This is a genomic window from Streptomyces sp. NPDC093109 (assembly GCF_040701725.1).
In the GTDB taxonomy this organism is placed as follows: Bacteria; Actinomycetota; Actinomycetes; order Streptomycetales; family Streptomycetaceae; genus Streptomyces.
Genome location: NZ_JBFBEZ010000009.1, coordinates 114,110 through 126,908, shown reverse-complemented (window position 1 = coordinate 126,908; position 12,799 = coordinate 114,110). Strand labels below are relative to the sequence as shown.

Below are 12,799 nucleotides of genomic sequence, written 5' to 3'. Positions count from 1 at the left end.
CTTCGGCCCGAACGAGGAGTGGTATGTCCGCAACCCCCCGCGATATTCCCCGCGTTGTCATCATCGGTGCCGGAATCGTCGGCTGCTCGCTGGCCGACGAACTCACCGCGCGCGGCTGGACCGATGTCACCGTTCTCGACCAGGGCCCGCTGGACGCGCCCGGCGGCTCCACCTCGCACGCCCCCGGGCTGGTCTTCCGTACCAGCCCCTCCAGAACGCTCACCGCGTTCGCCCAATACACCGTGGAGAAGCTGGGATCGCTCTCCGTGGACGGGGTCTCCTGTTTCCAGCCGGTCGGCGGCCTGGAGGTCGCCACCACCACGGAGCGCCTGGCCGAACTGCGCCGCAGGGCCGGCCTCGCCTCCTCCTGGGGAGTGCGGGGTGAGTTGATCACCCCTCAGGAGTGCCTGAAACTCTGGCCGTCGCTGAACGAGGAGCGGATCCTCGGCGGCTTCCACACCCCCGGCGACGGGCTGGCCCGCGCCCTGCTCGCCTGCCGCGCCCAGCGCGAGCGCGCCACCGCGCGCGGCGCCCGCTTCCTGGGCCGGCACACCGTCACCGGAATCGGTCAACTGGGCGGCCGGGTCACCGGCGTTGTCACCGACCGGGGCGACTTCCCCGCCGACCATGTCGTCTCGGCGGCGGGCTTCTGGGGGCCGGTGATCGGGCGGCTCGCCGGGGTGCCCGTACCGCTGCTGCCGCTCGCCCACCAGTACGTGAGGACCGCTCCGCTGCCCGAGCTGTACGGAGCGGTCGCCCCGCGCGCCGAGGCGAGCCGGCCCATCCTGCGCCACCAGGACCGGGACCTCTACTTCCGGGAACACACCGACCGGATCGGCATCGGCTCGTACGCCCACCGCCCGCTGCCCGTCGACCCGTTCACCGTCCCGGCGTTCGACGACGCGCCGGTGATGCCGTCCTCGCTGCCCTTCACCGAGGAGGATTTCGCGCCCAGTTGGCGCGACGCCACCGAGCTGCTGCCGCCGCTCGCCGCGAGCCGGGTGGAGGAGGGCTTCAACGGGGTCTTCTCCTTTACCCCGGACGGGATGCCCCTGCTCGGGGAGAGCCGTGAGCTGACGGGATTCTGGCTGGCCGAGGCGGTGTGGGTGACCCACTCCGCCGGGGCCGCGCGGGCCGTCGCCGAGTGGATGACCGGGGGAAGGGCCGCCACCGACCTCCACGAGTGCGACATCGACCGCTTCGAGGACGTCCAGCGCTCCCCCGCCTACGTCGAGGAGCGCGGCGCGCGGAACTTCGCCGAGGTGTACGACATCATCCATCCGCTCCAGCCCATGGAGCGCCCGCGCCCGCTGCGCACCGGCCCCTTCCACGCCAGGCAGCGGGAGCTGGGGGCGTACTTCCTGGAGGGCGGCGGCTGGGAGCGGCCCCACTGGTACGAGGCGAACGCGCCGCTCGCCGAGGGGATTTCGCTGCCCGGGCGGGACGCCTGGTCGGCCCGCCACTGGTCGCCGGTCGCCGCCGCAGAGGCGCGGGCGACCCGCGAGGGGGTCGCGCTGTACGACATGACCCCGCTGCGCCGCCTGGAGGTCACCGGGCCCGGCGCGCTCGCCTTCCTCCAGCGGATGACGACGAACAACCTCGCCAAGAAGCCCGGCGCCGTCACGTACACCCTGCTGCTGGACGAGGCGGGCGGGATCCGCTCCGATCTCACGGTGGCCCGGCTGGGCCCCGACCACTTCCAGATCGGCGCCAACTCCCCTGCGGACATGGAGTGGTTGCGGCGCCACGCACCCGACGCGCCCGGCTCCGTACAGATCAGGGACATCACCTCGGGCACCTGCTGCGTCGGGGTGTGGGGACCGCTGGCCAGGGCGCTGGTGCAGCCGCTGACCCGGGACGACTTCTCGCACGAGGGGTTCGGCTACTTCCGTGCGAGGCGGACCCATCTCGGCTTCGTCCCGGTGACGGCGATGCGGCTGAGCTACGTCGGGGAGCTGGGCTGGGAGCTGTACACCACCGCCGATCTGGGCGCCCGGCTCTGGGACACCCTGTGGGAGGCCGGGCAGCGGCACTCGGTGGTGGCGGCCGGCAGGTCCGCCTTCAACAGCCTTCGGCTGGAGAAGGGTTACCGCGCCTGGGGCCACGACATGACCACCGAACACACTCCCTACGAGGCGGGTCTGGGCTTCGCCGTACGGATGGACAAGGGCGAGTTCACCGGCCGGGCCGCGCTGGCCGCGCTCGGCGACCGGGCCGAGCGGCCTGAGCGCCGGCTGACCTGTCTGACACTGGACGACCCGGCCGCCGTGGTGCTGGGCAAGGAGCCCGTACGGGTGGACGGGGCGATCGCCGGATACGTCACCAGCGCCGCCTACGGATACACCGTCGGGCGGTGTGTGGCGTACGCCTGGCTGCCGGGCCGGCTGACACCAGGGACCGGGGTGCGGATCGAGTACTTCGGCGAACAGTTCGCGGCGACGGTCGCCGAGGAGCCGCTGTACGACCCGCGCATGACCAGGATCCGCAGCTGATACCGGAAGCCCCCTGCCGCCGTGAGGAGCACTCAGCCGTGACCATCACACCCCCCGTCCCCTCCCTGATCCCCACCCTCCCCGGGGCCGCCTACACCGACCCCGGGATCTTCCGGCAGGAGCAGGAGAAGATCTTCGAGTCGCTCTGGTTCTGCGCCGTCCGCTCCGCCGATCTGGCCGCCCCCGGCGCGTTCCGTACGGTCCGGATCGGCCGGGAGAGCGTGCTCGTCACCCGCTCCCGTACGGGCGGGCTGCGGGCCTTCCTCAACGTCTGCCGGCACCGGGGCGCCCGGCTGTGCACCGAGGAGTCGGGGCAGGTCAGGCGTAACCTCCAATGCCCGTACCACGCCTGGACGTACGACCTGGACGGCAAGCTGATCGCGGCGCCCAACCTGGTGAGAATGCCGGACGTCGACCGGGTGGCGTACGGGCTGATCCCGGTGCGGCTGCGGGAGTGGCTCGGGTACGCCTGGCTCTGTCTCGCCGAGGACCCGCCGTCGTTCGAGGAGCAGGTCATGGGCGCGGCGGTGGAGCGGCTCGGTGACGCCGCGTCGATCGAGCGCTACCGCACCGAGGGGCTGTCGCTGGGCCGGCGGATCAGCTACGACGTACGGGCCAACTGGAAGCTGATCGTCGAGAACTTCATGGAGTGCTACCACTGCGCCACCATCCACCCCGAACTCACCGATGTACTGCCGGAGTTCGCGGAGGGATTCGCCGCCCAGTACTACGTGGGGCACGGCGCGGAGTTCGCCGAGGAGGCGCGCGGTTTCACCGTGGACGGCAGCGAGGGCTTCGGCCGGCTCCCCGAGGTCTCCGACGACCAGGACCGCCGCTACTACGCGATCACGGTCAAGCCGCAGGTCTTCATCAATCTCGTGCCCGACCATGTGATCGTGCACCGGATGTTCCCGCTCGCGGTGGACCGTACGGTCGTGGAGTGCGACTGGCTGTACGCGCCCGAGGTCGTCGCGTCGGGCGCGGACGTGTCGAAGTCCGTGGAGCTGTTCCACCGGGTCAACGCCCAGGACTTCGAGGCGTGTGAGCGGACGCAGCCGGGCATGGACTCGCGCGCGTACCGGGCGGGGGGTGTGCTGGTCCCCAGCGAGCACCACATCGGCGCCTTCCACCAGTGGGTGACGGACCGGCTGGGCGGCGCCTGAGCGGCGTCCGCCCGGGGTGGTCAGGTCCCCGGGCGGACGCCCCGGCCGTTCGGTACGTAAGCGGGGAACGGCTACCAGGTGTGGGCCACGTCCACGACCACCCGGTCCGGCAGGGTCAGCACCCGGAAGGGCAGCCGCGCGCGGACGCCGAGGCCGATGGTGGTCTCGCCGTGGTAGTAACCGGCGTACCGGGCGTCCCGGAACGTCTCGTAGCCGGTGAGGTTCACCCCGGGGAGTGGCGCGGCGAGCGCGCTCACCGGGTACGCCGGGGTGGTGGTGCCGGGCAGGAACACGGGTGTGGCGATCCTGACGGCGAGGATCGCGCCGCCGCCGACCGGGATCGGCGTCTCGGAGACATGGGTGATCCTGTCGACGTATCCCACCCGGTGCCCGGCCGGGTCGGCCGTCGTCATCCCCGGTACGTCGAAGACCATCCGGTCGTAGCAGTCGTGCCGGCCGGTCCTGACGTTCGTCAGCGGCTCCTCGGAGTGCGTGGCCAGTGCCTTGTCCAGGCTTCCCCAGCCGGCCTCGCAGGCGAAGGCGGTGCTCTGCGTCGCGGCGCTCGGTGCGGCGGCGGCCACGGTCGGCGCCACCCCTCCCGCCGTCACGGCCAGCCCCAGTGCGGTCAGTACGATTCCCCAGCGTTTCATGTGCGGACAACCCCCTTTTTGTCGTGGCTTGTTGGCCACACCACCCCAGACAGGCGGGACACCGCATTGGTTGTACGGATGGATCAGGAGAAGCCGCACCGGGCGGCGGCGGGTGGGGCCGCCGCCGCCCGGCGTGGGGAACACCCGTATCAGGCGCGCGAGTTCACCCCCAGGGTCAGGGTGCCGGTGTAGCCGGCCGACGGGGTGGAGCCGAGCGCGGTCAGTGTCATCAGCCCCGAGGTCGCACCGCCGCCGTCATAGATGGAGTCGTTGCCCAGCTGGGTCTCGGGGGTGGTGTTGGCGCTGTACGGGGACAGCGCCTGGATCCGGGTGTTGAGGGTGGGGTCGTAGAAGAGCTGACCGGTGTGGACGAGGTTGCCGCCGGTGTACGAGTTGTTGGTGAGCGTGACATTGGTGTGGACGCGCAGATGGGTGTGGACCGCCCGGCCCCGGTAGTGGCCGGGCCAGATGGAGGTCAGCCGCACCACACCGTCGCTGCCGGTGAGCTGGGCGCCGCGCAGGAAGGTGCCGTTGTCCGCGCCCGGGTGGCCGTTGTTGCCGACGAACCCGGAGTACTCGCCGAGCGCGTCGCAGTGCCAGATCTCCACCAGCGCGTTCGCGAGCGTGGCGCAGGAGTTGGCGAGGTCGACCACGGTCAGCACGAACCTGACCTCGAAGCCGGCCCTGTCCTCACGGTTGTCGACGCGCACCAGCGCGCCCGGGAGCGAGTACGGCCCCTCGGTCACCCGGGCGGTGAGGGAGCACACCGCGGCGGCGGCGACCGGGGCGATGGCCGTCGCGTCGTCCGCGCCGGCCGTACCGTCGCCGCTCGCCGTGCCGGGTGTGGCCGTGGTGACTCCGGTGGCCGCCAGGGCCGCGGTGGCGGCGAGGGCGGCGCCACCGACGACGACGTTCCGCCGGGTGACGGGGGAGGTGGGGGTGGCGCTTTCGGGGGCGGCACCTGTGGGCGTGGCGCCTGTGGGGGTTGCGCTCTCTTCTGTCATGACGGGGGAGATTGCTGGAGAAACCTGTCATGCACATATCAGTAGACTGTGCGTCCGATAACGAAAGAGCAAAGCCCGTTTACCTCAACTCACCTACTGTACAAGCAAGTTGACTGGCCATCAGGTCACCTCCTCCAGGGCGACGGGAAACCCGACCCACGAGGCCCGCTCCTGGTGGACGATGGGGGGCGACCACCGGGCCGATCGGGCCCACCGGAGAGAGCCGGGGAGGCCTGCGATGGCAGAGAGTGTTTCGGTGTGCTGTCCGTCCTGCGGCAGCTCCCACGCCTTCACGGCGGCGGCCTACCCGTGCCCGTGCGGCGCTCCCGTGGTGCCGCCGCTGCTCGGGGGCGCCCCCGCGGCACCCGTCACGCGCCGCGCCTGGGCCGACGAGTGGGTGACGGTCCGCTGCGCGGCGTGCGGGTGCGAGGGCGACTGGCCGCGGCCCGAACTGGGCTGCCCGTGCGGCACGGTGCTACGGCTCCCCGTACACCCGGCCGGCGGTACGGAGACGACGCCACCGCCGGACGCCCAGGAGCCGGCGCCGGCCCCGGTCACGACCGCGACACCGGTGACACCGCTGACACCACTGACACCGGCTCCCGCCACCGGACCGGACGCCTCGGCACCCGGGGAACTCGCCTCACCGCGACCGCCGTTCCGGCCGATGACGATCCGTACGTCCCACGACGCGGTGGCGACCGCGGCGCTCTATCTGCGCTGGCTGGGCTTCAAGAGCGTCGTCCGCACCGGCGGACCCCCGTCCGCCGACGGCCCCGACGGCCCCGGCGGCCCCGGAATCCCCACCGGCCCCACCGACCCCGGCGTCGAGCTGCGCGGTCCCGATGTCGTCGCACAGGTCGACCCGACGACCACCCCCGCGTCCGTACGCTCCGTCGAGTGCCTCTGGCTCAACGGCCTCAACGCGTCGGCCCCGGGTGTCCACTTCGCGCTGGCGGGATACGCCGAGGACGCCCGCGCCCGGGCCGACGAACTCGGCATCCCCCTCTTCGTCCTCGACCTCACCGGCACCCCACGACCCGTCAACGGCCCGGCCGAGGAGCTCCTCCCGTCCGGCGCGTGACACCGCGGACATGCGGCGAAAGGCGTGGCCGCGCACCCGTCGGCCCGTCACACTGTCCCCATGCCGATACGCCCCGCGGTCCCCGCGGAACTCCCCGTCCTCCAGGACATCGAACGAGCGGCCGGCCGGCCCTTCCGCGCGCTCGGAATGGCCGCGATCGCGGACGACGAGCCGCCCGGCCTCGCCCTGCTGGAGCAGTACCGCGCCGTGGGCCGCGCGTGGGTGACGGACGACGGCACCGGCCGGCCCGTCGCGTACCTCCTCCACGACACGGTGGACGGCGCCGCGCACATCGAGCAGGTCTCCGTCCATCCGGACGCGGCCCGCCGCGGCCTCGGCCGCGCGCTGATCGAGCATCTCGCCGAGCGTTCGCTGCGCGCGGGGCTGGACGCCCTCACCCTGACCACCTTCGCCGAGGTGCCGTGGAACGCGCCGTACTACGAACGGCTCGGCTTCCGGGTGCTCGCGGACGGCGAACTCACCGACGGGCTGCGGGAGATCCGCCGTACGGAGACCGGGCACGGACTCGACCGCTGGCCGCGCGTCTGCATGCGCCGCGGGCTCCGTTAGCGCAGGTCCGCCTCGTCGTACTCCTCCCCCGACCGCGCCGACGAACCCTCCGCCGTCCGCTCCCGCAGCTCGATCCGGCGGATCTTCCCCGACACGGTCTTGGGCAGCGCGGCGAACTCCAGCCGGCGGATGCGCTTGTACGGCGCGAGCACCGCCCGCGCGTGCGCGAAGAGCACCTTCGCCGTGTCGGGCCCCGGCTCCCAGCCCTCCGCCAGTACGACATACGCCTTCGGCACGGTGAGCCGCAGCGGATCGGGCGCGGGCACCACGGCGGCCTCGGCGACCGCCTCGTGCTCCAGGAGCGCGCTCTCCAGCTCGAACGGGGAGATCTTGTAGTCGGAGGATTTGAAGACATCGTCGGATCGCCCGACATAGGTGATGTATCCGTCAACGTCCCGGGCGCCGATGTCACCGGTCCGGTAGTACCCGCCGGCCATCGCCTCTCCCGTACGGTCCGGATCGCCGTGGTACCCCGTCATCAGGCCGACCGGGCGGGCGGAGAGATCCAGCGCGATCTCCCCCTCGGCCGCGCCCGGCGCCCCGGTGACCGGGTCGAGCAGCTCGACCCGGTAGCCGGGCATCGGGCGCCCCATGGACCCGGCCTTCAGCAGCTGCCCCGGCGAGTTGGCGACCTGGACGGCCGTCTCCGTCTGCCCGAAACCGTCCCTGATCACCACCCCCCACTCGCGCCGGACCGTCTCGATCACCTCGGGGTTGAGCGGTTCGCCCGCCGCGACGGCCTCGCGCGGCGGGGTGCGCAGCAGGGACAGATCGGCCTGGATGAGCATGCGCCAGACGGTCGGCGGGGCGCAGAAACTGGTGACGCCCGCGCCGTCCATCTCGGCCATGAGCCGGGCCGGATCGAAGCGGGTGTAGTTGTGGACGAAGACGGTCGCCTCGGCGTTCCACGGCGCGAAGAGGTTCGACCAGGCGTGCTTGGCCCAGCCGGGCGAGGCGATGTTCAGATGGACGTCGCCCGGCTTGAGGCCGATCCAGTACATCGTCGCCAAGTGGCCGATGGGGTAGGAGACATGGGTGTGCTCGACGAGCTTGGGGCGGGCGGTCGTGCCGGAGGTGAAGTAGAGCATCAGCGGGTCGTCCGCGTGGGTGACGCCGTCCGGCTCGAAGACCGCGGACCGCCCGTACGCCTCGCTGTACGGCAGCCAGCCGGCCACCGCGCCGCCGACCGCGATCCGGGTGAAGCGGCCCGGGACGTCCGCGAACTTCGCCGTGTCCTCGGCGCGGGCGATCACATGGGAGGCCCGGCCGCGCTCGATACGGTCCCGCAGGTCGACGGGGCCGAGCAGCGTGGTCGCGGGGATGACGACGGCGCGCAGCTTCATCGCGGCGAGCGCGGTCTCCCAGAGCTCGACCTGATTGCCGAGCATGACGACGACGCGGTCCCCGGCCCGTACGCCCTGCTCGCGGAGCCAGTTCGCGGCGCGGTTGGAGCGCGCGGACATCTCGGCGAAGGTGACCCGGAGGTAGCGGCCGTCCTCCTCGGCGATGTGCAGGGCCACCCGGTCGCCGCCCCGCCCGCCCGGCGCGTCCGCACCGCCCCGCCCGCCCGGCGCGTCCGCACCGCCCCGCCCGTCCGGCACTTCCGCACCGCCCGGTCCGTCCGGACCCTCCTCCGTACCACCCTGATCCGTCGCGATCCGGTCGAACCAGTCGAGCGCCCAGTTGAACCGCTCGGGGCGTGGCCAGGAGAACCCGTCGTACGCCGCCCGGTAGTCCTCCCGGTGCGCCAGGAGGAAGTCCCTGGCCGCCCTGAACCGCTCGGCGGGTCCGGCCGGGCCGTCCGGCGTCCATGCCGTCATGTGTCCTCCTCATTGCGGGACCGTGCAGTGGCATCGTGTACTGAGTGACGCAGGTCTCACCACCCCCGGACGGGGGTGGCGGTTTCCGACAGGAGGAAGACGGATGGCCGGAGCCACCGGTGCCACGGGAGCCACAAACGCCCCCGGAGCCCCCGGTACCCCTGGCGCCCCGGGAACCACCGGAGCCACCGGAGCCACCGAAATGCGGGCGGCGCTGCTGCGGCTGCGCCGGCTGACCGGGCTGCCGGTGGCGTTCGGCGGGCTGCTGCACGAGACGGGGCGGCTGCGGATCGCCGAGCTGACCGGCGCGGCGACCGGCGCGCTGCGCGGTCTCGGCGTCATCGCGGGCAACGGCCTGGGCGGCAAGACCATCGCCCTCGCCCGGCCCTGCGCGGTCACGGACTATCCGGTGGCGCGCCACATCAGCCACGAGTACGACCCGGCCGTGGCGGCGGAGGGGCTGCGCTCGGTGGTCGCGGTGCCCGTGGTCGTCCGGCGCGAGGTGCGCGGGGTGCTGTACGGCGCCCTGCGCAGCGCCCTGCCGATCGGCGAGCGCGTCGTCGACGCGGCGGTGGCCGCCGCGCGGGACGTGGAGCAGGCCCTGGCCGTCGGGGACGAGGTGCGGCGGCTGCTCTCGGTGACCCGGGAGCCGGTGGCGGGCGCCGGCGCCTGGGAGGAGGTCCGCGCGGCCCACGGCGAGCTGCGGGCACTGGCGGCCCGGACCGTCGACGCGGAGCTGCGCGGGGAGCTGCTCGCGGTCTGCGGGCGGCTGGCGGGTGCGGCGGACCCGGTCGCGGCCGCGGCCAGCGCCGCCGGCCGCCGGGGCGGCTTCCCGGTGGCGCTCGCCCCGCGCGAGGTGGACGTCCTGGCCTGCGTGGCCTCGGGCTCGACCAACGCGGCGGCGGCCGAGCTGCTGGGGCTGCGGCCCGAGACGGTGAAGAGCTATCTGCGGGCGGCGATGCGGAAGCTGGGCGCGCGCACCCGGCTGGAGGCCGTGGTGGCGGCCCGGAGGGCGGGTCTGCTGCCTTAAGCCCGACCGGCGCGGCCTTGGACCGACCGGCGCGGCGTCGGCCGCGCGGCGGAAAATCCGGCGACACGCCGTCCCCGCGCTTGTTAGTTTCCGGGGATGAAGGCCCTCACCGAGCAAGAGATCCGTGGATCGTTCGTCAACTGTTCCAAGGGCGAGGCCCGCCGGCTCGGGCTCCCCCGGGATCTGGCGGATCTTCCCTGGGCGGATCTCGACTTCCTCGGGTGGCGCGATCCCGGGGCGCCCGAGCGCGGCTACCTCGTCACCGAGCGCGGCGGCGTCTGGACCGGCTTCGCGCTGCGCGGGACGGCGTCCGGCCGCCGGAGCCTTCTCAAGTCGAGCATCTGCTCGATCTGTGTGACGCCCCACAACGCCTCGGGCATCGATCTGATGACCGCGCCCAAGACCGGCGCCGCCGGCCGGCAGGGCAACTCCGTGGGGATGTACATGTGCGCCGATCTGGCGTGCTCGCTGTATGTGCGGGGCAGGCGGAAGCCCGTGTTCAGCCGCCGGATGGAGGAGTCCCTCACCGAGGAGGAGCGCGTCGCCAGGACGCGCAGGCACCTCGACGCGTTCCTGGACAAGCTGTACGAGGACACCGCCGCGGCCTGACGCGCGTCAGGTGCCAGGGCGGGGGCCGGTACGCGGACGGGCCGGCGGGCCGGGGGGACACCCCGTACCGCCGGCCCGTCGGCCCGTCGGCCTGTCCGCACCCGTCGCTACACCGCCGCGTTACGCCGTGCGGGCCGCGCCAGGGTGTAGCCCGCGATGCCCGCGAGCGCGCCGAGCACCCCGCCGGCCACGGTCCACAGCCAGCGGTCCGTCCACCAGCCGGAGGCCCAGCCGTCCTCGGGTTCAACGCCGGACGCGGCCAGTTGGGCCCCCGCGCTCGACGCGCCGCCGCCGCTCTGCGAGACGGTCGTACGGCCCGGGGTGAGCGGGGTGGTCAGGCTCCCGCCGACCGCGTGGGCGCCGCCCTGGCCGGGGGTCTCGGCCTCGATCTCGGTCTGCACGGGCAGGCCGAGGTCCTCCTGCTTCGCGTCGAGGACGGTCAGCCGGACGAAGTAGCTGCCCGGCAGCGGGTCGTTGGCCCACGGCTCGGCCCACGCCCGTACCGTACGCAGCACACAGCGCAGCTCGACCGACGACTTGTCCGCCGCGAGCGACTTGGTCTGGGTGCCGTACACGCACGGCTGGCGGCGGCGCAGTCCGTCGTAGACGTCGACCTGCCAGGTGACCGGGCCCTTCCGCGCGGCGGCCGAGTCGGGCAGGGTGACCTTGGCCTTGACCGTGGCGCGCTGGCCCACGTCGACGGGGAACACCCAGTACAGGTAGTCCCCCGTGGAGCCGCCGGCCGTGGCCCGCTGGCCGGGCCGGAAGGCGGTGGCCGTACGGAACGACGTGCCGGCCTCCGTCGGCGCCTCGGCGCTGTCGGAGGAGCCGGAGGAGGCCGAGCCGCCCGGGGTCGGGGTCTCGTCGGCCACCGCGCCGCCCGCCGTACCGAGGAGCAGGACGGCGGCGAGCAGGGTGCCCGTGGCACCGCCGGTGAACTTGCCGGTGATACGCATCAGTTGCTCCAGACGAGACGCAGGCGGGAGATCCAGCCCCACAGCAGTCCGGCGATCAGCCCGGTGAGGACCATGGTGCCGAGCAGCCACCAGCCGCGGCCCAGGCCGAACGCCGCGACGTCGGACGCCGTGTCGGGCGCGTCCACGAGGTCGACGGTCAGCTCGACGGGCAGGCCCGGGGTGGTCTGGACGGAGTCGGGCGCGGAGAACGAGTTGCTGATCTGGAGGCAGACGGTCTCCGGGGTGTCCTTCTCCTCGTCATCGTCGTCGACATCCGCCTTGGGGTAGCGGAGTCCTGACGAGATCACGTCGGTGCGTCCGTCGCCGGACTCGGCGCCGCGGACGAGCTCCCGGCCGTGTACGGTCACGGCGCGCAGCAGGACGCCGTAGTCCTTGTCGACGGCCCGGTCGGCGCCGACGCTGACCGAGGCACGCAGCTCCTGGCCAGGCAGGACGTCCACGCGGTACCAGCGGTGCTCGGAGAACTTCTCGCGGTCGCTGTAGAGACCGGGCTTGATCTGCGGGGCGTTGGCGCAGCTCGCCGCGCCCTCGGTGGCGACCGGGTTGACGACCGGGTCGGCGGTGCGGTCCACCAACTGGGTGACTCTGCGGGAGAGTTCCTCGGTGTGCTGGATGGCGGTGAAGGTACCGCCGGTGGCCTCGGCGATGCAGGTGAGCTGCTGCCGGGTCTTCTCGTCGGGTACGAGGCCCAGCGTGTCGATGGTGAGGTGGATGCCCTTGGCGGCGATCTCGCGGGCCACCTCGCAGGGGTCGAGCGGCGCGCAGGTGTCCTCGCCGTCGGTGATGAGGACGATCCGACGGGTGGCGTCACCGTCCTCGCCGAGGTCCTCGGCGGCACCGAGGAGGGCCGGGCCGATCGGCGTCCAGCCGGTGGGCACGAGCGTGGCGACGGCGGTCTTCGCCTCCGTACGGTCCAGCGGCCCCACCGGGTACAGCTGCTTGGTGTCCTTGCAGCCGACCTTGGTGTCCTTGCCCGGATAGTCGGCCCCGAGGGTGCGGATGCCCAGCTCCACCTCCTCGGGCACCGCGTCCAGCACATCGTTGAACGCCTGCTTGGCCGCCGTCATCCGGGACTTGCCGTCGATGTCCCGGGTCCGCATGGACCCGCTGACATCGAGGACGAGATCGACCTTCGGCACCGGCTTCCCGGCGGGTTCATCGGCGGCGGCAGCTGCGGGAGGGAAGAGCCCTACGGCCAGGGTGGCCACCAGACCGCACACGGCGGCTGCCGACCGTCTACTTATGATCATCGCCGGATGATAATGAGAACGCCCCCACGGGAACAAACGAAACATGACGCACCGTCAACTGCCGTTCTGTCAAACGGGCGGCGGCGCTGACCGTACGCAACAGGCCACCCGGGGGCGCGCATCGGGCACGGAACGCGCTTCCGGGCTTCT

General features: G+C 72.8%; 11 protein-coding genes. 6 read left to right on the top strand and 5 right to left on the bottom strand.

Annotated elements, in window-relative coordinates:
- The first annotated feature begins 23 nt into the window (after positions 1–23).
- Together AB0389_RS11925 and AB0389_RS11920 are read left to right on the top strand one after the other, a co-directional pair.
- Positions 24–2,492: an FAD-dependent oxidoreductase gene (locus AB0389_RS11925; protein WP_366395210.1), complete on the top strand. Its 2,469-nt coding sequence runs from the start codon at positions 24–26 to the stop codon at positions 2,490–2,492.
- A 38-nt stretch (positions 2,493–2,530) separates the two neighbouring features.
- Positions 2,531–3,655, top strand: coding sequence for an aromatic ring-hydroxylating dioxygenase subunit alpha (locus tag AB0389_RS11920; protein WP_366395209.1), 1,125 nt, complete (start codon positions 2,531–2,533; stop codon positions 3,653–3,655).
- Between the two features lie 71 nt (positions 3,656–3,726).
- Here the strand turns inward: AB0389_RS11920 and AB0389_RS11915 are convergent, their stop codons facing one another.
- The gene (locus tag AB0389_RS11915) at positions 3,727–4,305 is read right to left on the bottom strand and encodes a hypothetical protein (RefSeq protein ID WP_366395208.1); all 579 of its coding nucleotides are present in this window, start codon (positions 4,303–4,305) and stop codon (positions 3,727–3,729) included.
- A gap of 149 nt (positions 4,306–4,454) precedes the next feature.
- A complete protein-coding gene (locus AB0389_RS11910) occupies positions 4,455–5,309 on the bottom strand; it encodes an intradiol ring-cleavage dioxygenase (protein ID WP_366395207.1) in 855 nt (284 codons plus the stop codon).
- A 238-nt stretch (positions 5,310–5,547) separates the two neighbouring features.
- On the opposite strand from AB0389_RS11910, the gene AB0389_RS11905 reads away from it, so the two are divergent.
- Entirely contained in the window at positions 5,548–6,393 is an 846-nt protein-coding gene (locus AB0389_RS11905; RefSeq protein WP_366395206.1) for a hypothetical protein, read from the top strand.
- Between the two features lie 60 nt (positions 6,394–6,453).
- A complete protein-coding gene (locus AB0389_RS11900; RefSeq protein WP_366395205.1) occupies positions 6,454–6,963 on the top strand; it encodes a GNAT family N-acetyltransferase in 510 nt (169 codons plus the stop codon).
- Here AB0389_RS11900 and AB0389_RS11895 read toward each other — a convergent pair.
- On the bottom strand, positions 6,960–8,783 hold the full coding sequence (locus tag AB0389_RS11895) for an AMP-binding protein (RefSeq protein ID WP_366395204.1): 1,824 nt from the start codon (positions 8,781–8,783) through the stop codon (positions 6,960–6,962). The two genes, AB0389_RS11900 and AB0389_RS11895, sit on opposite strands and share 4 nt — an antisense overlap.
- A gap of 202 nt (positions 8,784–8,985) precedes the next feature.
- Here AB0389_RS11895 and AB0389_RS11890 point away from each other — a divergent pair, with 202 nt between their 5' ends.
- Positions 8,986–9,813 (top strand): helix-turn-helix transcriptional regulator, encoded by an 828-nt coding sequence (locus tag AB0389_RS11890; RefSeq protein WP_366395203.1) that lies wholly within the window; start codon positions 8,986–8,988, stop codon positions 9,811–9,813.
- A gap of 96 nt (positions 9,814–9,909) precedes the next feature.
- The gene (locus AB0389_RS11885; protein WP_366395202.1) at positions 9,910–10,422 is read left to right on the top strand and encodes an FBP domain-containing protein; all 513 of its coding nucleotides are present in this window, start codon (positions 9,910–9,912) and stop codon (positions 10,420–10,422) included.
- 107 nt (positions 10,423–10,529) lie between these two features.
- Here the strand turns inward: AB0389_RS11885 and AB0389_RS11880 are convergent, their stop codons facing one another.
- Entirely contained in the window at positions 10,530–11,378 is an 849-nt protein-coding gene (locus tag AB0389_RS11880; protein ID WP_366395201.1) for a hypothetical protein, read from the bottom strand.
- Positions 11,378–12,649, bottom strand: a complete 1,272-nt coding sequence (locus AB0389_RS11875) for a VWA domain-containing protein (protein ID WP_366395200.1) — start codon at positions 12,647–12,649, stop codon at positions 11,378–11,380. The genes AB0389_RS11880 and AB0389_RS11875 overlap by 1 nt, the downstream gene beginning before the upstream one ends.
- Between the last annotated feature and the right edge of the window lie 150 nt (positions 12,650–12,799).